Source organism: Paenibacillus sp. 1781tsa1 (genome assembly GCF_024159265.1).
Classification (GTDB): Bacteria; Bacillota; Bacilli; order Paenibacillales; family Paenibacillaceae; genus Paenibacillus.
This window is the reverse complement of record NZ_JAMYWY010000001.1, coordinates 4,235,265-4,255,685: the sequence shown is the minus strand read 5'-3', so window position 1 is coordinate 4,255,685 and position 20,421 is coordinate 4,235,265. Positions and strand designations below refer to the sequence as shown.

At 45.4% G+C, this 20,421-nt stretch carries 21 protein-coding genes and 1 other annotated feature; of the genes, 14 read left to right on the top strand and 7 right to left on the bottom strand.

Annotated elements, in window-relative coordinates:
• Window positions 1-43: 43 nt before the first annotated feature.
• From NKT06_RS19135 to NKT06_RS19125, 3 genes are all read right to left on the bottom strand, one after another.
• Window positions 44-973: a DMT family transporter gene (locus NKT06_RS19135; RefSeq protein WP_253438024.1), complete on the bottom strand. Its 930-nt coding sequence runs from the start codon at window positions 971-973 to the stop codon at window positions 44-46.
• The gene (locus tag NKT06_RS19130) at window positions 970-1,821 is read right to left on the bottom strand and encodes an AraC family ligand binding domain-containing protein (RefSeq protein ID WP_253438022.1); all 852 of its coding nucleotides are present in this window, start codon (window positions 1,819-1,821) and stop codon (window positions 970-972) included. The genes NKT06_RS19135 and NKT06_RS19130 overlap by 4 nt, the downstream gene beginning before the upstream one ends.
• Before the next feature lie 223 nt (window positions 1,822-2,044).
• Window positions 2,045-3,160: an NADH:flavin oxidoreductase gene (locus tag NKT06_RS19125; protein WP_483311626.1), complete on the bottom strand. Its 1,116-nt coding sequence runs from the start codon at window positions 3,158-3,160 to the stop codon at window positions 2,045-2,047.
• Window positions 3,161-3,384: 224 nt separating this feature from the next.
• Here NKT06_RS19125 and NKT06_RS19120 point away from each other — a divergent pair, with 224 nt between their 5' ends.
• The 8 genes from NKT06_RS19120 to tyrS all read left to right on the top strand — a co-directional run bounded on the left by NKT06_RS19120 (window position 3,385) and on the right by tyrS (window position 11,373).
• Window positions 3,385-3,966, top strand: coding sequence for a TetR/AcrR family transcriptional regulator (locus NKT06_RS19120; protein WP_253438016.1), 582 nt, complete (start codon window positions 3,385-3,387; stop codon window positions 3,964-3,966).
• Window positions 3,967-4,019: 53 nt separating this feature from the next.
• A complete protein-coding gene (locus NKT06_RS19115) occupies window positions 4,020-4,319 on the top strand; it encodes a Dabb family protein (RefSeq protein ID WP_253438014.1) in 300 nt (99 codons plus the stop codon).
• A gap of 46 nt (window positions 4,320-4,365) precedes the next feature.
• Window positions 4,366-5,142 (top strand): NRDE family protein, encoded by a 777-nt coding sequence (locus tag NKT06_RS19110; RefSeq protein ID WP_253438011.1) that lies wholly within the window; start codon window positions 4,366-4,368, stop codon window positions 5,140-5,142.
• Window positions 5,143-5,473: 331 nt separating this feature from the next.
• Window positions 5,474-6,790 (top strand): nucleobase:cation symporter-2 family protein, encoded by a 1,317-nt coding sequence (locus NKT06_RS19105; protein WP_253438008.1) that lies wholly within the window; start codon window positions 5,474-5,476, stop codon window positions 6,788-6,790.
• Between the two features lie 343 nt (window positions 6,791-7,133).
• Entirely contained in the window at window positions 7,134-8,603 is a 1,470-nt protein-coding gene (locus NKT06_RS19100) for a protein adenylyltransferase SelO (RefSeq protein ID WP_253438005.1), read from the top strand.
• A gap of 150 nt (window positions 8,604-8,753) precedes the next feature.
• A complete protein-coding gene (locus tag NKT06_RS19095; RefSeq protein ID WP_253438002.1) occupies window positions 8,754-9,197 on the top strand; it encodes an Imm63 family immunity protein in 444 nt (147 codons plus the stop codon).
• Between the two features lie 20 nt (window positions 9,198-9,217).
• Window positions 9,218-9,667, top strand: coding sequence for a DMP19 family protein (locus NKT06_RS19090; RefSeq protein ID WP_253438000.1), 450 nt, complete (start codon window positions 9,218-9,220; stop codon window positions 9,665-9,667).
• 99 nt (window positions 9,668-9,766) lie between these two features.
• Window positions 9,767-9,994: a binding site (T-box leader), on the top strand.
• A 116-nt stretch (window positions 9,995-10,110) separates the two neighbouring features.
• Window positions 10,111-11,373: a tyrosine--tRNA ligase gene (gene tyrS / locus NKT06_RS19085; RefSeq protein WP_091011938.1), complete on the top strand. Its 1,263-nt coding sequence runs from the start codon at window positions 10,111-10,113 to the stop codon at window positions 11,371-11,373.
• Between the two features lie 155 nt (window positions 11,374-11,528).
• Here tyrS and NKT06_RS19080 read toward each other — a convergent pair whose 3' ends face one another.
• From NKT06_RS19080 to NKT06_RS19065, 4 genes are all read right to left on the bottom strand, one after another.
• Window positions 11,529-11,807, bottom strand: a complete 279-nt coding sequence (locus tag NKT06_RS19080) for a YxcD family protein (protein ID WP_017687903.1) — start codon at window positions 11,805-11,807, stop codon at window positions 11,529-11,531.
• 5 nt (window positions 11,808-11,812) lie between these two features.
• Complete coding sequence (locus NKT06_RS19075) at window positions 11,813-12,316, bottom strand: hypothetical protein (RefSeq protein ID WP_124116370.1); 504 nt, start codon at window positions 12,314-12,316, stop codon at window positions 11,813-11,815.
• A 98-nt stretch (window positions 12,317-12,414) separates the two neighbouring features.
• A complete protein-coding gene (locus tag NKT06_RS19070; protein ID WP_253437997.1) occupies window positions 12,415-12,981 on the bottom strand; it encodes a PadR family transcriptional regulator in 567 nt (188 codons plus the stop codon).
• 172 nt (window positions 12,982-13,153) lie between these two features.
• Window positions 13,154-13,729, bottom strand: coding sequence for a beta-class carbonic anhydrase (locus tag NKT06_RS19065; protein ID WP_253437994.1), 576 nt, complete (start codon window positions 13,727-13,729; stop codon window positions 13,154-13,156).
• 350 nt (window positions 13,730-14,079) lie between these two features.
• On the opposite strand from NKT06_RS19065, the gene NKT06_RS19060 reads away from it, so the two are divergent.
• The 6 genes from NKT06_RS19060 to NKT06_RS19035 all read left to right on the top strand — a co-directional run bounded on the left by NKT06_RS19060 (window position 14,080) and on the right by NKT06_RS19035 (window position 20,374).
• Complete coding sequence (locus NKT06_RS19060) at window positions 14,080-15,594, top strand: carboxypeptidase M32 (RefSeq protein WP_253437991.1); 1,515 nt, start codon at window positions 14,080-14,082, stop codon at window positions 15,592-15,594.
• Between the two features lie 159 nt (window positions 15,595-15,753).
• Window positions 15,754-16,758 carry an ABC transporter substrate-binding protein gene (locus NKT06_RS19055; RefSeq protein WP_253437989.1) on the top strand — a complete coding sequence of 335 codons (1,005 nt, stop codon included), beginning with the start codon at window positions 15,754-15,756 and terminating at the stop codon, window positions 16,756-16,758.
• A 28-nt stretch (window positions 16,759-16,786) separates the two neighbouring features.
• Window positions 16,787-17,581, top strand: coding sequence for an ABC transporter ATP-binding protein (locus tag NKT06_RS19050; RefSeq protein WP_253437986.1), 795 nt, complete (start codon window positions 16,787-16,789; stop codon window positions 17,579-17,581).
• Between the two features lie 38 nt (window positions 17,582-17,619).
• Complete coding sequence (locus NKT06_RS19045; RefSeq protein ID WP_253442648.1) at window positions 17,620-18,411, top strand: ABC transporter permease; 792 nt, start codon at window positions 17,620-17,622, stop codon at window positions 18,409-18,411.
• Window positions 18,412-18,760: 349 nt separating this feature from the next.
• Window positions 18,761-19,738 carry an aromatic acid exporter family protein gene (locus NKT06_RS19040; protein ID WP_253437983.1) on the top strand — a complete coding sequence of 326 codons (978 nt, stop codon included), beginning with the start codon at window positions 18,761-18,763 and terminating at the stop codon, window positions 19,736-19,738.
• A gap of 75 nt (window positions 19,739-19,813) precedes the next feature.
• On the top strand, window positions 19,814-20,374 hold the full coding sequence (locus NKT06_RS19035; protein WP_062835006.1) for an outer spore coat protein CotE: 561 nt from the start codon (window positions 19,814-19,816) through the stop codon (window positions 20,372-20,374).
• Window positions 20,375-20,421 lie beyond the last annotated feature (47 nt).

Here is a 20,421-nt window from a genome sequence, read left to right as displayed (position 1 = left end):
CAACCAAGAGTTCCAGTTATATCCGTAAAAAATGAAGCAAACACTAACCGCTACGCGCATTAGTGTTTTTGTTGTTAAGCTTGTGTCCTTTGCGCTCTGAAATGTAAGAGCCGAATAGGGTTAAGAACGCACCAAGCACAATCACCCAGGTTATCTGTTCTTGAAGAATTAGTGCAGATGACACGACAGTAATGACAGGCACCAGATAGATATATACACTCGTTTTGATAGCTCCGAGAAGATTCACAGCCTGGTTCCAGGTCACGAAACACAGCGCGGAGGCACCCAGACCGAGGTAGAGAAAATTAGAAAGATTGGTCATACTCGTGAAGCGCCCGAGTTCCAGATGGAATTCAAACAGGAAAAGAGCTGGCAGCATGAAGATCAGGCCATATAAGAACACTTTGCGGGTCGCACCAATGGTGTGATAGCGAAGCTGGCCAATTTTACGCATTAATACAGAATAAATGGCCCATACCGCAGGTGCTATGAAAGCAAGCAGATCACCTACCGGATTCAGTTGCAGAACCAAACTGCCGTTCAGTGCAATGAGTAGGATACCGCTCAAGGCAATCCCAAATCCGATTATAAAGCGGCGAGTTAACTTCTCACCCTCCAGGAAGTAATTGGCGAGCACAGCAGTGAAGAACGGGGCAATGGAGACAATGACACCCACGTTGGAAGCAGTTGTATACACCAGTGCAATATTTTCAATGAGAAAATATAGCGTTACTCCACATATTCCTGCTCCGATAAATAACCATTCTTCTCTAAATGAGGCGGTCCGCAGTGAACGCGGATAGATTAATACGAGTACCAAATAACCGATCAGAAAGCGAAAAAATAAAATTTCTACAGGAGTAAAATCATTCAACAGGACCTTTGTCGAGACAAAGGTAGTTCCCCAGATCAATATGGTAAATAAGGCAAGCAAATGTCCGGTAGCGGCATTGGTGTTATGATGACTCGTCATACGAGGTTATCGATAGTTCGTTTCAATTCCGCATCATGGTTGAAGATACGTCTATATTGCTTCGGCGTCAGGCCGATCAGTTTTTTGAAAAAATTCGTGAAATGGCTCTGGTCACTGAATCCTGTCTGTGCGGCTACTTCAATCGGAAGCAGGCCTTGTTCCAGCAGACGTTTGGCTTGATTAATGCGAATGGTTTCCAGGTAGCGGTAAGGGGATATCCCTTTCTGGCGAGTGAATAAACGCAGCAGGTGATACTTACTCATCTCCGTCAAAACGGCTAACTCGTTCAGCGAAATGCTCTCCATGTAATGCGCTTCTATGTAATCACATATGTGCCTGATCTCTGTGGTGACATCCTGCGTGGATACAGGTGGTTCAGCATCCGAATAGTCTCGCATTAATTGATCCAGCAGAAAGAGTAACAATTCTTCTTTGCAGAAATCCGATTGCTCCTCCAGAATCATCTGATGAAGCTCATGCAGGGAACCCACAAGTTCACTTTGGTAGAGAACGGGGGATGTAAACCGCGGCAAGTAAGCTTGTCCAGTAATCTCTCTCGCATACTCTAACATAACCTCAGGCTGGACATTGATACAGCGATAATCGAGAGTTCTGCCATCGACCTGTTCGCAGGCATGAGGATCATGTGGGTTAAAGACAATCATGTCGCCACTATTCAGAATGTATTCTTCGTTGTTGCAGACGAGGTGACGCTTGCCTTGCTCAATAAATCCAATGACGTAATAGTCATGAAAATGATTCGGAAACTTCTGCATAATGCCTTCAAATTGATAAGCTTCTAGCTGTAGATCGGTATCAAATACCACAGTTCGGACTTCCCGAGTCATGATGCACCTTCTTTCTGGTATGTTAAGGTCATTATAGGTTGCAAAGAAGGAATTTTCTTGAACGATATTGCTATTGCTCGAAGTGTAAGAGCGGACAGATATCTCCAATAACAAAACACCCGCAATCCCAGAGGGAGAGCGAGCCCTTTGCTTAGTATAGTTGATTCATGAGTTCAAACCTATAGATATGAGGAAAAACAGCTAAAGAAACTGGGTTTTGTTCTTACTGTAAAGTCGCCAGCACTTCAGGTGTAAAACCCTGAATCTCTGATAGGCGGCCTTCGCGTACTTTGGCGGCCCATGCTGGGTCACCGAGCAACGCACGTCCAACAGCCACCAGATCAAATTCTTGTTGATCGAATCGCTTCATAAGTTCGCCCATACCTGGATGCTCAACTTTAGTACCTCCTGTGTCAGACTCATCCGGCATCCCTACAGAACCGACTGTAATCGTGGTTTGACCACTCAGCTTCCGCACCCAACCTGCAAATCCAAGATCAGATCCTTCAAACTCAGGCTCCCAGAAGCGTCGTGTCGAGCAGTGGAAGATATCTACACCTGCATCAACCAGCAAACGAAGGAAGTGTTCCAGTTGTTTCGGTGTGTCGAACAGTCTGGCTTGATAATCATTCATTTTCCATTGGGAAATCCGCATTGCAATAGGAAAATCAGGACCTACCGCAGCACGAACTGCCATTACAAGTTCAACCGCGAATTGGGTTCGTTTCTGAAGGTCACCACCATAGTGGTCTGTTCTCCTATTCGTCGTTTTCCAGAAAAACTGATCGATCAGAAAACCGTGTGCACCGTGAAGTTCAATGCCGTCAAAACCGATGCGTTGAGCATTAACTGCTGCATCAGCATAAGCTTGAATCACAGTTGCGATCTCTGCCTCCGTCATGGGCGCACCTACTTGCGTACCTTCCATATCAACTCCCGATGGACTCAGTGATGCCGCTTCCGGGTGTGGGTCAGATCCTGAAGGACGAACGATTCCCATGTGTAAAATCTGAGGGAAGATTTTGCCGCCAGCTTCATGAACTTGTTTGACCACTTCAGCCCAGCCCTGCAGAGCTTCTTCTCCATACATATGAGGGATTCTAGACTCACTTGATGCAGACGGATGTTCAATGGTCGCACCTTCTGTAATAATGAGTCCAACACCCTGCTCGGCACGCCGGCGATAATATGCGGCTACGTCAGAGCCCGGGACACCGTTCGGGGAGAAAGCACGAGCCATGGGGGACATGACGATGCGTGAGGACAGGGTTAGCTTTGAAACGGTGTATGGCTGAAACAAACGCTCCGTAGAAATGATGTTATATTGTGGATTACTCAACATATGCACCTCCATTATGTTGTACCTCTCAGTGGGTACGAGTGCAATGTTAGCAATCCCTGCGAGCTTGCTCAACCAACAGTTCGATTGTTTTGTTGCTTAAGCGAAAGAATTCGTAAATTGTATGATGTTTTGGAACGCCAGTTCACTTGTTGTATAAACAGCACTTATCTATAATGGGAAGAACCTATCCACCGATCTTTAGTACAAAGGAGTATTAGGAAATGTCAGGAATATTAACTTCAAATTCTAACGATCCGCGTGTGATTCGCACTCGGCAATTAATCCTTGATGCGTTTTTAGCTCAGCTGAACCTTAAAAATTTCAACAGTATTACGATTCAAAACATTACGGAAGAGGCCACCATTAACAGAGCCACATTTTACGCCCATTTTCAGGATAAATATGCACTCCTCGAAGCCTTGTTATCGGATGCTTTTATGGAATATGTAACGAAAAGGGTGAATCCGGATGCGCGGTTATCAGCGGAAACCATGCAGCAGCTTATATTTTCATTATGTGATTACCACGTCTCTAGCAATGGGTGCATCAAAAAATATGAGACGGTTGCACCAATTATTGAAGAGAACATCAAGACTCAACTGGAGCAATTCCTTCTTGAATTAATGAGCAAAGTGGCGAAGGATGCAGATCCCAAAACACTAAAAATTACTGCAACCATGCTAAGCTGGTCGATCTATGGAATGACGTATCGATGGAATATGGATGGAAGACAGGAATCGCCAGCTGACTTGGCCCAGCGAGTTGTCCCCTATATGATGGGCGGATTGGAATTGTTGAATTAACTTCATTTTAACGAAATCGCTTTACTATTCGAATGGACGAAGGAGAAATGACAATGATTGAACATTTGGTTGTTTTTAAATTTAACGATAAAACCACGCTAGCCAAACAGCAGGAATTGGTGGCTCAATTGCTCGCGTTACAGGAACAAATCCCGGGAATTGCCGCGCTGACCGCAGGAATTAATGCAACGGAAGAAACGGACCGTATTCAAGGTTATACGATTGGGTTAAGAGTGACGTTTGAAGATCAGGACGCACTGCGTGCTTATGGTCCACATCCTGCTCATCAGGCATTTGTAGCTTCCCTCGATGGTTGGGTGGAAGATGTCATTGTAGTTGATTATGCGATATAAAGCCCCGATATCAGAGGTTTAACGAATATAGGAGTTGAAGATTCCCATGTGTTTAATTTTATTTGCTTACCATATGCATCCAAAGTATCCACTTATATTGGGATCAAATAGGGATGAATTCTATCACAGACCTACTGCTCAGGTACATTATTGGAAAGACCATCCTCATATATTGGCTGGCCGGGATTTGTCCAAAATGGGAACCTGGATGGGCGTAACAACTGGTGGACGTCTGGCTGCTGTTACGAATTATCGTGATCCGAATGAAGAGGCACATGCCAAGGGCTCAAGAGGAGATCTGGTTGCTGACTTTTTAAAGGGAACATCCACACCTGAGCAATATATACAACAAGCAGAGCAAAGTCGCAATGATTATCCTGGCTACAACTTATTAGTGGGGGATCGCGACGACCTCTATTATTATTCGAATGTGGGTAATGTCGTGATGAAGTTGAAACCGGGGATATACGGGATTAGTAACCACTTGATCAATACAGAATGGCCCAAGGTGAAACGTGGGAAAGAAGGGCTGGAGAGAATCATTCAAGGGGAGAACGTGGACGAGGATACTCTCACTGAACAAATATTAAGTTTGTTGCAAATTGCAGATCCTTCAGTGGATGAACTTCTTCCTCATACCGGTGTTCCATTGGAGTGGGAACGTTTGCTTTCTCCCATCTTCGTCAGAAGTGAGAAATTCGATTATGGGACCAGAGCTTCATCGGTTGTTCTGATGAACAGAGAAGAAGTGTTTTTCACGGAAATGGTTCACCAGAACGGAGAGGTAATGGAGCAACGTTTTAACATCAAGCTACTCAACTGACAAGCTGAGAATATGAAACAAATGATGTTCAGACATTATGAATTAACATGAAACACTGAATCACTGAAGTTAAATCCCTCGTTCATGTTTCTTTTCTTCGGAGTGTCAAAGAGTACTTTCAAATCTTTTGTGTCAACTTATATAACGCGACATAAACGGTATGAGAGTACCTTTTGTATACCACGCCCAATTTTAGTTGGGCTCTTTATCTCTTATCACAATTCTATGTTATGAATCATGGAACTTCCCTGAATAGTTTATATAATGTGAATCAACATAACATGATTTTGCAGCGGTTCGGTTGATTCTAATTTCAGGGGGGCAACGTGGGATGAAAGAAACCAAAAAGATGAGAGTTTTTTCACTCGGGATTCAGCACGTATTAGCGATGTATGCGGGAGCAATACTGGTACCTTTGCTTGTGGGCAGAGCACTAAATCTGACTGCAGAGCAGTTGGCGTATCTGGTTTCCATTGACCTGTTAACGTGTGGGATTGCAACATGGCTTCAGGCTCGGAAAGGCAAGTACTTGGGGATTGGTCTGCCCGCGGTGCTGGGAAGTTCTTTTGTAGCGGTGACACCCATGATAGCGATTGGATCGCAATACGGTATTCCTGCCATATATGGGTCGATCATTGCAGCGGGTTTATTTATCGTCATCTTCGCCGTGTTTTTCAGTAAAATTGTCAAATTGTTTCCACCAGTTGTGATCGGTACAGTGGTAACCATCATCGGTCTTGCGTTAATCCCAACCGGTATTAAAAACATGGCGGGTGGAGCAAACAGCGAGAATTTTGGAAGTTTGGACAATTTGGCCCTTTCATTTGGTGTTTTACTTTTCATTCTGATTCTGAATCGATATGCTCGTGGCTTTGTTAAATCCCTGGCTGTTCTCCTTGGTATTATCGTGGGGACCCTCATCGCAGCCTTCATGGGAAAAGTGAATTTTACTGCTGTACAGGAAGCCTCCTGGTTCCATTTACCCCAACCCTTTTACTTCGGATGGCCTACCTTCGAAATCGGTCCCATTATTACAATGATCATAGTAGGGACGGTTGTCATCATTGAATCAACAGGTGTTTTTATGGCTTTGAGCAAAATCTGTGATCAACCTATTAACGAGAAAGATCTGGCACGGGGATATCGCGCAGAAGGTCTCGCGTTTGTCCTGGGCGGCATATTTAATGCTTTTCCATACAATACCTTTGCACAGAATGTTGGTTTGGTTCAGCTCTCCAAAGTAAAAACGACCAATGTCGTTGTTGCAGCCGGAGGCATTCTGGTCTTTCTGGGACTCATTCCAAAGGTAGCTGCTTTTGCAACCATTATTCCAAGTGCTGTCCTCGGAGGAGCGACGGTTGTCCTGTTTGGAATGGTCGTCTCATCCGGGATCAAAATGCTGCAAAACGTCGACTTTGGCAAACAATCCAATCTGTTAATCGTGGCTTGCTCCGTTTCTCTTGGACTTGGCGTTACCGCTGTACCCGATCTATTTGCCCAGCTTCCTCAAAGTATTCGGATTATTGTTAGCGATGGTATTATCACAGGAAGCCTGTCAGCGATCCTGCTCAATGTCTTCTTTAACCTCGGTTTCAAAAAAGAAAGTTTGCCTGTACAACCCGTACAGGTTCAGGAAGCACATACGTAATTCTTGTCATAACATACATGTCATAGCGTAAACGGAACAGATCCAAGAAGGTTTTCTGGGAAGTGGAATGAAAGGAAATGACTCCACTTGGCCAAGAAACTTCTTGGATTTTTTTGCGCGAAACCAACAATGTGGTAGTTCCCTTATCAAAGTGACTATTCGTGAGGAATGCAAAAGGAATGCAAATATGCTAAAGTTTCATCAAGAACATTTTATATGTTCGGTTAAGTCAACAACCTCTTGAATTGAATTTCCATGCGACTACATAAATGAGCATTGGTTTACAAGGCTAAAATAAAACCTGGGGATGATCCCTTGGTACAGAAAAGGAGTTGTGATCACCATGCAACAAGAAACGTTGAACAAAGGATGGAATTTGGACAATAGTTATGCGCAATTACCGCAACCCTTTTTTACACGTCAGGGCGCAGTGCCTGTTGAATCACCAAAGCTAATCATTTTTAATAGACTGCTTGCCTCCAGCTTGGGACTGGATGTGGAGTCTCTTGACAGTGATGAAGGAGCGGAAATTTTTGCAGGTAACCTGGTTCCGGAAGGAGCCGAGCCTTTAGCTCAGGCCTACGCAGGACATCAATTTGGCAATTTTAACATGCTTGGTGATGGAAGGGCTTTGCTGCTGGGAGAACAGATTACGCCACAGGGCGAGCGAGTGGATATCCAGCTGAAAGGTTCAGGAAGAACACCCTACTCCCGTGGAGGGGATGGACGAGCTGCTGTTGGACCCATGTTGCGTGAGTATATCATTAGTGAAGCGATGAATGCACTAGGTATTCCAACGACTCGCAGTCTGGCGGTGGTGGCTACAGGAGAAAATATTATTCGCGAAACAGAGCGACCTGGGGCTATCTTGACTCGTGTGGCATCCAGTCACATCCGAGTAGCAACCTTCCAGTACGCAGCCAGATGGGGGTCTGTTGAAGATCTTCGGGCGTTGGCTGATTACACGTTGCATCGACATTTTCCTGAGGTTGCTCAAGCTGAAAATCGTTATCTTCTGCTCCTTCAGGAAGTGATTAAGCGGCAGGCGGCTCTCATTGCCCAGTGGCAGCGAGTTGGTTTCATTCATGGCGTGATGAACACGGATAACATGGCTATTAGTGGTGAGACCATTGATTATGGCCCATGCGCCTTTATGGATGCTTACAATCCTTCGACCGTATTTAGCTCCATTGACAGACAAGGTCGCTATGCTTATGGCAATCAACCGTATATTGCCGGTTGGAATTTGGCTCGATTTGCCGAGACGCTTCTGCCGCTGTTGCACGAAGATGAAGAGCAGGCGGTGCAACTCGCGCAAGATGCCATCGCACAATTTTCAGAATTGTACCATCATCATTGGCTCAAGGGGATGCGTTCCAAACTGGGCTTGTTAGATGAAGAGGCCGAAGATGAAGCCTTGGTCAAGGATCTTCTTGAACTCATGGAGAAGCATAGTGCAGATTACACCAATACGTTCCTGGCTTTGACCTTTGATACATTGGAAGGAACAGCTTGGTTTGGCACGTCAGAATTTGCTGAATGGCATGAGCGCTGGCAAGCAAGATTAGACAGACAGCAAGGTGAGAAGGAAGTCTCTAAGCAGTTGATGAGAACGAGCAATCCAGCGGTCATTCCCCGTAATCATCGGGTCGAGGAAGCCCTTGAGCGAGCAGAGAATCATGGGGATCTTAGCGTAATGGAGAAGCTTTTGGCTGTACTTTCAGATCCGTTCGCACATTCACCTGAACAGGCTGAATATGCAGAACTGCCTGCACAATGCAATACTTCGTATCAGACTTTTTGTGGGACCTGATTGAACGGTGTGGAAGAAGAGGCTGCCTTTGGCAGCTTTTTCATTTACACTCTGTAATCGACGTTAAAATCCAACATTTATATTGAATCCGAGCATGTCATGCAATAACGAGAAAAGTAGAGATTTACTTTTATATAGGCAGGTGCATTCATGTCCAACATGTTAAGCAAAGAACAAATGGCAGACATTCTTTTAGAGCTTTTAGAGCGAACACCTTTCCGCAGGGAACAGATGCAGAACTATGTTAACCGCTTGTATGAGACCTTTAAATGGGACGGTGTGCCCTATGTAGAGTGTGGAAAAGATACGTATATTGTTCGAATATACGAACGTGGTCTCGTCTCGTTAGAGAAAAGGGTAAAACAGCCGGATGAAGTCATCTATTGGCTGCTGGAGGATATTATTTTCACCGCGACGCATGTAGAGTTGTTGGAAAGACATGGTGTAGATAATAAACAGACGCATTTGAACTATACGGATGAAGTCATGAAGGAACTGAACAGGGGTGTTCAGGAAGCTTTCCAGCAGATCGGTGATCCATATTTACATTGGTATCAGACGGGGAAACGTCAGGAGTTAGAGAGCTCGGAATAAAGAAAAGTGAGGTGTGTTACGTGAACGAGCAAGATATCAATGATATTTGGTATGAGTATGCTGTATTATTTGTCGAAAAAAGGAATGAATCTGAACAGGGATGGGCTTCGTTGAATTCGAACGAGCAGGATATTGCTGCTTTATGGCTGTTAGAGGCGGATGTCTTTAATGGCGGTTTTATACAGTTTTTCTGCAACTGGGGGGAAGAGGTATACCGTTACGCGTTGCGGGCATTACATATCATTGGTGCGACTCAAGTCGTGGAGATTATTACCTCAGCATACGGCTGCATTGAGCATTTGAAAGAGGATGAAAGGCTTACTGGATTATGGGACATTCCTAAATTACTGACAAAGGAACAAGAGCACCAATTAGATGAGCTGGATCAGCAATTTTGGAATAATGAGGATCAGATCGCGGAGAAAGCTTATGGTTATTATCACGGAAAATTGAACATGATGATTATATAATCTGGTTTTAACTAAGCATCGGTTGTTCTGTCAAAGGATTGCATACTTGGTCTTGCAATGACTGAAACGTTCGGCTATACTTGCTATAAATTGAATACATGAATTACGTTGATAGAGCGCAGTAGCGGCTTTGTCCCTGTTACAGAAAGTCAGGGGTTGATGGAACCTGATACATACAAGGGCTGCGAATTACACTCTGGAGTACTTGGGTAATGCCAAGCGGATGGGCAAACGATATATTGCCAAAAGTGGTATGGATAACGTGTTAAGGTTACGTGTTGTCCATGCAATTTGGGTGGTACCACGGTTATGATAATCGTCCCTGTGTCTAATGAAGACAAGGAGGCGATTTTTTTGTGTCCAAAAAAGCCGTTCCAGCGTGTAATTTCGTAATTTAACGTAGATCATGACTGAATTTTGAGGATAGAAAAGGGGTTATACGAATGAATATTATTGATGAACTACAGTGGCGTGACGCCATTAACCAGCAGACGGATGCTGAGGGATTACGTGAATTGACGGAAACAAAGTCCGTTTCTTTGTACTGCGGTGTTGACCCAACGGGAGATAGCATGCATATTGGACATCTAATTCCCTTTATGATGCTGAAACGTTTTCAACTGGCAGGACATCGTCCAGTCATTTTGATTGGTGGAGCTACGGGCACGATTGGTGATCCAAGTGGTCGTCAGGCAGAGCGTTCTTTGCAAACGATGGAGCAAGTGCAGGAGAATGTGGATGCACTGACAGCGCAGATGAAGAAGTTGTTTGTAACAGACGGGGATAATCAGGTTCGCATGGTGAACAACTACGATTGGACGCACAAAATCAATGTCATTGAATTTTTGCGTGACTACGGCAAAAACTTTAACCTCAACACCATGCTGGCTAAGGATGTAGTGGCAAGCAGACTGGAAGGCGGAATCTCGTTTACCGAGTTCTCCTACCAGATCCTTCAATCCCTCGACTACCTGCACCTGTTCCAGAACGAAGATGTACAGCTTCAAATTGGCGGTTCTGATCAATGGGGGAATATCACGAGTGGTCTTGATCTGATTCGTAAAAAAGAAGGATCTGAAGCGAAGGCGTACGGTCTGACTATTCCGCTGATGCTCAAATCCGACGGTACGAAATTTGGTAAAACAGCTGGCGGCGCAATCTGGCTTGATCCGAACAAAACGACACCATTTGAGTTCTACCAGTTCTGGGCGAATACAGATGACCGTGATGTGATCAAATACTTGAAATACTTTACCTTCCTGAGCAAAGAAGAAATTGAAGCTTTGGCTGAAAAGGTAGAGACAGAACCGCACAGACGTGAAGCGCAGAAAGCACTCGCGGAAGAAATGACAAAATTCGTTCACGGCGAAGAGATGCTCGAACAGGCTAAGCGTATTACAGCGGCGCTGTTCAGTGGTGATATCCGTTCCCTGACAGCAGACGAAATCGAGCAGGGTTTCAAGGAAATGCCAACATTTGAAACGGACGGCGAAGCCAAAAATATCGTGGACTGGCTCGTAGATCTGGGTCTGGAGCCATCCAAGCGCCAGGCGCGTGAGGATGTCACCAAAGGTGCAATTTCCATGAATGGTGAGAAAATCACGGAGCTTGAATTCACGGTGTCTGCAGAGCATGCGATTGGCGGTAAATTTATCATTATCCGTAAAGGTAAAAAGAATTACAGCCTGGTTAAACTTCAATCATAGTTTCCAAGAAATAGAACGTAACCCAGATACGTAAGAGACTACAATATAGGTACAAATAAAGTCACAAATACAGAAACAAAAAGACCGTCTTCCATCTCTGTCAGGCGACAGAGTGGAGACGGTCTTTTGTATAACAGGTCAGTGCTTGACCTAGTTTATTGATTAACAATCGCTGTGATCTCTTCATCCAGATCAAGTCGTACGTTCTCACGGTACGCCCGGATGTTGTATTCACTGTGCAGGTAGCGAAGAATCGCTTCAATCATATTGGACTCCACCAGATATTGACTGCGGCCTTGAATCCAAACTTCAGCGGAATAACCGGTATCTTCTTCCCAGCTCAGTTCTACGTTGACATCGGTTGGACGTACACCCTTACGTTCTGCCATATGAATACAGATTGCATTCACAATTTCATCCATGCTCAGAACCATAGAGATTAGTACCGTCCGTTTCTGTTACGGTCATCATCACGATCATTGCGGCGGTCATAACGGCCATCTGCTGCAGGTTTACGACGATTGGAGATGGCTCTGAAGAGTGCCATAGCTAGCATAACAATCAACATGATGGCTGCAACGTTCACGAGCAATCCAAGGATGTTACCCAGGGCGCCCATGCCACCGAACAATCCACCGAACATCATACCAGCAAGACCACCAAGCATCATGCCTTTCATGAATCCGCCGCCACCGCCGAAGAATCCACCACCACGAGTTGCAGCTGCACCAGTACCGGAGTTATTACCGGAATTGGATTGATTCACGTTGCTGTTGGAGTCGGATTTCTTAGGTGTGTTGGTATAACTTTTTGTACCGGATTTGAATCCGCCACCACGTCTTGCATCCGCAGAATCCGGATTCGTTACTCCCACTGTTGCGAACAATAATGTAAAGGCCATAAATACCATCATTAGATGTTTAACTCCGAATTTTTTCTTCATTGTAAAGATCGTAACCCCCCGATTAATTTGTTTGATTCGCCCAAAATTGGGCCTTACTCAAGTAATACGGTTAACTTACAGGAACGTTTCAAATTTTATTAAATTTCTGAAACGCTTGGACTGGGGTCTTGGATTGCAGCTTGACCATCAAGCAATTGGGTAACCCAATGGCACCATTCCAGACCTGTTTGCGCATGCATTAACCCTTTTTGTACCAGGATGTAGCTTCCAAAATCTCGATTGCCTACACGAAGATTATCCAGAGGTATACGTGACTTCAGATCCTCGAAGTACCGTATACGTTCCATAAACCAGCTTTTACGCTCATTGAGAATGCGTCTCATGCTTCCGTCTTCCGCTATGCCAACACACAAAATACGCAAATTAAATTCATCGCGTGTAACCGGTGCGGTAACAGGAGTGATCATCCATTCCAAGAGCTTTTCAATGCCTTTTTCCGTAACCGCGTACATTTTCTTATCCGGTTTGTCAGACTGTTGTACCCAGCGGGAGGCCAATAACTCATCGTTTTCCATCTTGGACAGGAGTGGGTAGATCTGGCTGTGTTTTGCCTGCCAATGTGGCTGGATTTTCAGCATTAGATCATAGCCCGATGACTCCTCGCGGGTAAGCAGCCCGAGTAATCCGTAGGAAAGTATGTTCATGCACATGTCTCCTTAATATTAGGGCTAGGTCAGAGAAAACAATTGATTTCATTTTCTTTGACCGCTTTCATAAAAGTGTACACTGAAACTGTATGGTTTGACAACCAGATAGAGCAACCGCCTTAATTTAGACAAAAAAAGTGCGAACCATAAGGTCCGCACTCCAAACCATTTAGAGAGATGCCTGTTGTCCATACCCTTCAGCGACAAGATTAAGCTCACCTGTGGCAGAATCGATAACCATGCCGTGAACGGGTACATTGGGAGGAAGTAATGGATGCTTCTTGATCACTTCCACAGTTCCTTTTACCCCTTCTTCAACACTGTCAAACCCGCGCAGCCACTTTTTCAGACGAATGCCGGAATTTTCAAGCGTAGACATGACCTCTTCGGAAATTCCACGTTCTGTCATGTGACCGATCATCGTTTCAGCATGCAGGGAAGCCATACCACATTCTGTATGACCTACCACCAACACCTCATCAGCGCCCAATTCATAGATAGCAACCAATACAGAACGCATAACACTACCAAAAGGTTGAGAGATAATCGCACCTGCGTTTTTGATGATTTTCACATCACCGTTTTTCAGGTTCATAGCCTTGGGCAGCATTTCCACCAGACGTGTATCCATACAAGTGATGATAACCATCTTTTTAGTTGGAAACTTGCCAGCCGTATACTTTTCGTATTCTTTAGTCTCGACAAATGATTTGTTGTAAGCCAAAATCTCTTGAATGTTATTCATGTCCATTGCCTCCTGTTATCCAATACGACGAGCACGGCCACTTGCAATTCATGCAGCTTGTCCTACGCGCCTTTGCGTTAATAGTGTATCACGGTCAGCAAATGGCATTACTCCAACCTTTTAGAGGTTGTTCAAAAAGTCCACTTTTGATTACAAATCATGCCTGAAGGGCATCATCAGCATCGAAGTTGAAATTCATTTCTATCTTCTCGGTAATGAAAACCAGACTTTTGGAACACGTATCTTGAGGAGGATCATGCAATTTGCCTCTGTTAAAAGTTGATTATACTCAATAGGAAAAGTATCATCAATAGGTGAATAAACTTTTTTTGAAGAGGTGAACGTTAACAATGGATAAACAAACACAGGAACATTTGGAATCCTTCCGTAATCTGGCTCGTAAAATCAAGAGCTATCATGAAGCCATTGGTTTGCTTCACTGGGATCTGCGCACAGGTGCGCCGAAAAAAGGCGTTCCGACTCGTTCGGAGACGCTGGGTATGTTGTCCACCGAAGCATTCAAGCTGCAAACCTCGGCTGACATGAAAACCTACCTGGATGTATTGACTACTCCAGCGGTATTGGAACAACTCGAAGATATAGATCGTCGTCTGCTTCAAGATTGCAAGAAAGAGTATGATCGCAGTCAATCCGTACCACCAGAGAAAGTCCAAGCCTATACTGTGCTCACGGCCAAATCCGAAACTGCTTGGGAAGATGCCAAGCATAACAGTGATTTTGCCGGGTTCTCCCCATATCTGACAGATATCGTTAAGCTCAAACAGGAGTTTATTGATTATTGGGGTGTAAAGGATACGCGTTATGATACGTTGCTTGATATGTACGAACCGGATCTGACCGTTGAGAAAGTGGATGCTGTATTTGCCCGGCTCAAAGCACGTTTGGTACCTTTGCAAGAGAAGATTAATGCTTCGGACAACCAGCCCAATACAGAGTTCCTGAATCAGTTGTTTGACACCGAACAGCAGGAGAAGTTCAGTCTGTTCATCTTGGAACAAATGGGCTATGACTTTGAAGCTGGACGATTGGACGAGAGTGTTCATCCTTTTGCAACAGGCCTTAACCCGGGTGATGTGCGGATCACAACACATTATCTGCAAGATGATGTAGCAAGCGCAGTCTTCAGTTCACTGCATGAGGGCGGACATGCCCTGTACGAGCAAAACATTGATGACAGTCTGGCGGGTACCCTTCTGGCCGAAGGAACGTCCATGGGGATTCATGAGTCTCAGTCCCGTCTTTGGGAAAACATGATTGGTCGCAGCCTGCCATTCTGGACACGCTATTACAAAGATCTGCAGCAGCATTTCCCGCAACTGAGCGAGGTTGAACTGGAAGATTTCTATCGTGCAATCAACCGGGTGGAGAGTTCACTTATTCGGATTGAAGCGGATGAACTGACATATAACCTGCACATTATTATTCGATATGAGATTGAGAAAATGTTATTTAACGATGGCTTAGAAGTGAAGGACCTGCCAGAGACCTGGAATGCAAAATACAAGGAATACCTCGGTATTATGCCAACGAATGATGGAGACGGTGTCCTTCAGGATGTTCACTGGTCCGGTGGCGACTTTGGTTACTTTGCTTCGTATTCTCTTGGTAATATGTATGCAGCTCAAATTCTACATACATTGCGCAAGGAAATGCCGGAGTTTGATACCCTTATTGCCGCAGGTAATCTGATTCCAATTAAGGAATGGCTTACAGATAAGATCTACCGGTATGGTAAAAGTCGCACACCTTCCGAATTGATTGTTGCCGTAACGGGTGAAGAATTGAACCCGGATTATCTTGCTGATTATCTGGAAGCCAAATACACCGAGATTTACAAGCTGTAGGTATCGCATATATAACATATTGAATAGCATTACGAAGAGCGGAAGAGTCGGGCATCATTGCCCGGCTCTTTTTTGCATTCAAGTTCTTAACCTTTTGCTGGGCATCGGCATATCCATAATAGAGAGAAACTGCTGAAACCAGTGAAGGAGGGAAACAACATGAAATACACGCCATGGTTCGTCCGGGGCATCGTTATTCTGCTGATTATCATTGTGGCGCTCACCAGCTGTAATAAGGAAGAGAATGCAGCCAAGATTACGATTGGCGAAGTGACTCGTTCGGTATTTTACGCACCGGAGTATGTGGCCGTGGCTCAAGGTTTTTTTGAGGAGCAGGGACTTGAGGTGGAGATTCAGACAACTGCCGGCGGTGACAAAACGATGGCGGCATTACTCGCAGGTTCGGTGGATATCGCCTTGGTAGGAGCGGAGACGTCCATATACGTCTATCAGCAGGGAGCGGAAGATCCGGTCATTAACTTTGCTCAGCTCACCCAGACGGATGGTACATTTCTGTTCGCTCGTAACACAGAAGGTAGCTTCGATTGGGAGCAACTGAGGGATTCCACATTTCTCGGTCAACGCAAAGGCGGCATGCCGCAAATGGCAGGGGAGTTTGCACTGAGCAAACATGGTATCAATCCGCAAAGTGATCTGGAACTGATACAGAATGTGGACTTTGCCAATATTGCGTCTGCTTTTGCCTCAGGCACGGGTGATTATGTTCAACTGTTCGAACCCCAGGCATCGATTTTTGAACAAGAAGGTCGGGGTAAGGTTGTTGCATCGTTTGGAACAGAAAGTGGTCTTCTGCCTTACACCGTCTTCATGACGAAACAGAGTTATCTTAACGACAACAAGGATATCGTGCAGAAGTTTACGCATGGTCTGCATAAAGCGCAGGCATGGGTGGACTCCCATACGGCTGAAGAGATTGCTGAAGTCATTTCTCCTTTTTTCAAAGACATCGATCCAGCCATTTTGGTCAGCAGTGTGAACCGTTATAAGGAACAGGGCAGCTATGCTACGGACCCAATCATTGATGAGGAAGAGTGGAACAATCTGCTTGATGTCATGAGTGCTGCCGGAGAGTTGAAAGAACGCGTGGATTTGAATGCCATTGTGGATAATGCCTATGCGGAAGAAGCCACGAAATCAAAGTAATGGGTATTCAGGAAAGGAAGTGAGCAGAATGCCTGAATCCGAAAGTGTGATCCGACTGGAGGGGATCTCTCAAGTATACGTCAGTGAGCGGGAAGCTTCATTGGTGATTGAGGACTTGAGTCTGGAGATCCAAAAAGGAGAGTTCGTCAGTCTGGTTGGACCGAGCGGATGCGGTAAAACGACACTGTTGTCGATCATCGCCGGGCTGCTCACACCCACCCGAGGAGAGGTTAAGGTTAAAGGGAAACTTGTTGGCGGTCCCTCATCACAGATTGGTTATATGCTTCAACAGGACTATCTGTTTCCATGGCGGACCATTCTCGATAACGCATTGATCGGTCTTGAACTGACAGGCAGACTGGATGAACGGAGTCGTGAACGTGTACGGGAACTGCTGATAAGTATGGGCTTGGCCGGAACAGAGAATCAGTACCCTTCAGAGCTTTCAGGGGGCATGAGACAGCGGGTGGCACTGGTGCGTACGCTGGCAACCGATCCGGGAATTTTATTGTTGGATGAACCATTCTCGGCACTGGATTATCAAACCAAGCTGCAACTGGAGGATCTGGTGTCGGATACGTTAAAACAGTTTGGCAAAACCTCTGTACTCGTCACCCATGATTTGTCTGAAGCCATTGCGGTCAGTGATCGCGTCATTGTACTTGATCGCAATCCTGGCCGCATCCGTCGTGAATTTATCATTCCGGATGGAATTCGGAAAGCACAGCCCTTCCATGCCAGGGAGCAAGAAGGATTCAATGCGTTGTTTCAGGCGTTATGGAGTGAACTGGATCAGCCCGGGGGAGGTGAGAAAGACGCGTGAATCATACGAATCCGAAGCAGGAAAAGCGTGACGAATGGATGGGACAGCTGCATCGGAATCATATTCAGCAGGTGGCCAGATGGCGCCATCAAGTGCTTGCCGTACAGTTATCTATGCTGGTATGTATGTTTTTGCTATGGGAAGTGGCAGGCAGACTCCGTTGGATTGATGTACTGTTATTCAGTTATCCAAGCAAGATTTTTGCACAGATTGGCAAGGACATCGCTAGTGGCGAATTATGGGCACATGTTGGGGTAACCGTAGGGGAAACGGCAGTTGGTTTTTTACTGGGGACACTCGTTGGAACCTTGCTTGCGGTTTTGATTTGGTGGTCTCCTTTTTTGTCCAAAGTGCTGGACCCCTATATGGTTGTGTTCAACAGCATGCCAAAGGTAGCACTTGGCCCGATCTTTATTGTTATGTTTGGCGCTGGTTTTACAGCCATTGTTATGACTACGTTGTCCATCACGGTCATTATTACGACACTGGTGGTGTATAACAGCTTCAATGAAGTGGATCCCAATTATATTAAAGTGATTCGAACCTTTGGTGGAGAACGTTCCGAGATTTTTACGAAAGTTGTTTTGCCAGCTTCTTTTCCGGCGATTGTATCCACTTTGAAGGTGAACGTGGGCATGGCCTGGGTGGGTGTAATTGTGGGTGAGTTTTTGGTCGCCAAACAAGGGCTCGGTTATTTAATTATCTATGGATTCCAGGTATTCAACTTCACGCTTGTATTATCGAGTCTGTTAATTATTGCGGCAGTTGCAACAGCCATGTATCAACTTGTTGTCTATGCAGAACGCAAAATGCTGGCAGGCCGCAGGTGATTCCGAAGTGTTTTTCTCGTAATGTGACCGGGTATGATATGTATACAATTTCACAAGGGGTGTCACGTTGCCCGATACCGTAAAATCAAGTACCATATTTAGTATGAATATTCCGTGCAGATCCGGAATGAATGCGATGATTGGAGAAGAGGGCCTTGAGGTTCTGTCGCAACGATCTAACTTGCCAGCGTCCCTCATTCGGGGCGTGTTGCTGTGACCGGCATGCATGCGCATGTCGGTTGATGTCGTCTAGTTTACATTGGGATTAGATATACTAGTCATGACTAATGAATGAGGCGACGAGCTGGCTAAGAATTTTTTTTGCAGCTTAGAGGAGATGGAATATTAAATGGGTTTTAGGGTAATTAAAACCGCAATCGCCGCATTAATGGCCGTGCTGATTGCGGACTGGTGCGGCTTGCCAGGACCAACATCTGCGGGATTGCTTGCCATTCTTGGGGTGGATGTAACGAGAAAACGAAGTATTCGCACCATATCGGCGAGGTTCTTTGCTTCAGTCGTTGGACTTTTATTTGCAAGTGTACTTTTTCACTTTCTAGGCTTCCATTACTGGGTACTGGCCGTATACATATTGATTGCATTCCCGGTTATTGTCCGGGTGGGCTTCAAGGAAGGTATTGTAACAGGTTCAGTGGTTGTGTTTCGGGTGTTCAGCGGCGGAGAGATGGACGTGAATGTTGTCCTCGTACAAATTGCTTTGTTACTGATTGGTCTTGGTTCTGCAATGGCGGTTAACCTGGCCTATATGCCGGCAGCGGATCCACAGATGCTGCGCATTCGCAAACGAATCGATGAACTCTTTTCGAAGATTTTCAAAGAATTCGCGGCGACGCTGCGTAATCCCAATGAAGCATGGGCGGGTAGAGAACTGATTGAAGCAGATAAAGCGATTCTGGGCGGTATTGATGCAGCCAAGCGTTCTCTGGAGAATCAGGTGATTCATCCGAATGAGGAATGGAGTGTCTACTTCTATATGCGCAAAACGCAGCTCGACTCGATCCAGCACATGATGCATCTGGTGTCCCAGATCTATCAGAAGATGCCGCATGCGGAAATGGTATCGGAGCTGTTCGATCAGCTCAGTCAGGATGTACTTACTGAATCCTACACCGGACGAACTGAAAAACTTCTTGCGGATGTGCAAGAAGAATTCAAACGTATGGAACTGCCGGATACAAGGGAAGAATTCGAGATTCGTTCCGCAATTCTCCAGTTGTGCCGTGAACTCGCGCTGTATCTGAAAGTCGCGAAGAAGGACAAAGCACCGTCCCCAATATCGGACCGGTCCCAATCTACAAACGAATAATAGAAAATAGTTGTCACCCTAGACGAATGCCCTGCATACACTTGTAGTGAATGATTGTATGGAGGAGGTTTAAAGATGTCATTGAGTCATAAACATCAATGTAGAGAGATTATCACGAAGGCGATCTGCGGCAAAGGTCGTAAGTTCTCTACCGTAACACATACCGTGACTCCGCCAAATGGTCCGACAAGTATTTTGGGGGCTTGGATTATCAACCACCAATATGAAGCCGTATCAGCGGGTGACGGAATTGAAGTTATTGGTACTTACGATATCAACATTTGGTATTCCTATGACAAGAATTCGCAGACGGATGTAGCCAAAGAAACGGTGTCGTATGTAGAACATGTGCCTTTGTCCTATCTGGACCCGAAACACCGGACTTCCACAGTGGAGGTATCTGCGGATGCAACGCAGGAACCTAGCTGTGTGGAAGCCACAGTATCGGCGGGTGGAAGCAGTGTAATTATCCGGGTAGAGCGGGAATTCGCTGTAGAACTCGTTGCCGAAACCAAAGTTTGTGTGAAGGTCTGCACAGATGGTTGCGGTGATTACGAAGACAAGGACTATGACTTTGGCAGTGGCGATGGAGATTATGACGATCTCGATCCCGATCTGCTCGACGATGAGCTGTGAGTTTGACTCGAGTATTTGTTAACCTAAGGTATCATATGCGCCAGAAG

What these genes read in the sequence shown, in the direction of transcription:
- NKT06_RS19135 (WP_253438024.1), bottom strand. Translation starts at nt 973, where the DNA reads ATGACGAGTCATCATAACACCAATGCCGCTACCGGACATTTGCTTGCC.
- NKT06_RS19130 (WP_253438022.1), bottom strand. Translation starts at nt 1,821, where the DNA reads ATGACTCGGGAAGTCCGAACTGTGGTATTTGATACCGATCTACAGCTA.
- NKT06_RS19120 (WP_253438016.1), top strand. Translation starts at nt 3,385, where the DNA reads ATGTCAGGAATATTAACTTCAAATTCTAACGATCCGCGTGTGATTCGC.
- NKT06_RS19115 (WP_253438014.1), top strand. Translation starts at nt 4,020, where the DNA reads ATGATTGAACATTTGGTTGTTTTTAAATTTAACGATAAAACCACGCTA.
- NKT06_RS19110 (WP_253438011.1), top strand. Translation starts at nt 4,366, where the DNA reads ATGTGTTTAATTTTATTTGCTTACCATATGCATCCAAAGTATCCACTT.
- NKT06_RS19105 (WP_253438008.1), top strand. Translation starts at nt 5,474, where the DNA reads ATGAAAGAAACCAAAAAGATGAGAGTTTTTTCACTCGGGATTCAGCAC.
- NKT06_RS19100 (WP_253438005.1), top strand. Translation starts at nt 7,134, where the DNA reads ATGCAACAAGAAACGTTGAACAAAGGATGGAATTTGGACAATAGTTAT.
- NKT06_RS19095 (WP_253438002.1), top strand. Translation starts at nt 8,754, where the DNA reads ATGTCCAACATGTTAAGCAAAGAACAAATGGCAGACATTCTTTTAGAG.
- tyrS (WP_091011938.1), top strand. Translation starts at nt 10,111, where the DNA reads ATGAATATTATTGATGAACTACAGTGGCGTGACGCCATTAACCAGCAG.
- NKT06_RS19080 (WP_017687903.1), bottom strand. Translation starts at nt 11,807, where the DNA reads ATGGTTCTGAGCATGGATGAAATTGTGAATGCAATCTGTATTCATATG.
- NKT06_RS19075 (WP_124116370.1), bottom strand. Translation starts at nt 12,316, where the DNA reads ATGAAGAAAAAATTCGGAGTTAAACATCTAATGATGGTATTTATGGCC.
- NKT06_RS19070 (WP_253437997.1), bottom strand. Translation starts at nt 12,981, where the DNA reads ATGAACATACTTTCCTACGGATTACTCGGGCTGCTTACCCGCGAGGAG.
- NKT06_RS19065 (WP_253437994.1), bottom strand. Translation starts at nt 13,729, where the DNA reads ATGAATAACATTCAAGAGATTTTGGCTTACAACAAATCATTTGTCGAG.
- NKT06_RS19060 (WP_253437991.1), top strand. Translation starts at nt 14,080, where the DNA reads ATGGATAAACAAACACAGGAACATTTGGAATCCTTCCGTAATCTGGCT.
- NKT06_RS19055 (WP_253437989.1), top strand. Translation starts at nt 15,754, where the DNA reads ATGAAATACACGCCATGGTTCGTCCGGGGCATCGTTATTCTGCTGATT.
- NKT06_RS19050 (WP_253437986.1), top strand. Translation starts at nt 16,787, where the DNA reads ATGCCTGAATCCGAAAGTGTGATCCGACTGGAGGGGATCTCTCAAGTA.
- NKT06_RS19045 (WP_253442648.1), top strand. Translation starts at nt 17,620, where the DNA reads ATGGGACAGCTGCATCGGAATCATATTCAGCAGGTGGCCAGATGGCGC.
- NKT06_RS19040 (WP_253437983.1), top strand. Translation starts at nt 18,761, where the DNA reads ATGGGTTTTAGGGTAATTAAAACCGCAATCGCCGCATTAATGGCCGTG.
- NKT06_RS19035 (WP_062835006.1), top strand. Translation starts at nt 19,814, where the DNA reads ATGTCATTGAGTCATAAACATCAATGTAGAGAGATTATCACGAAGGCG.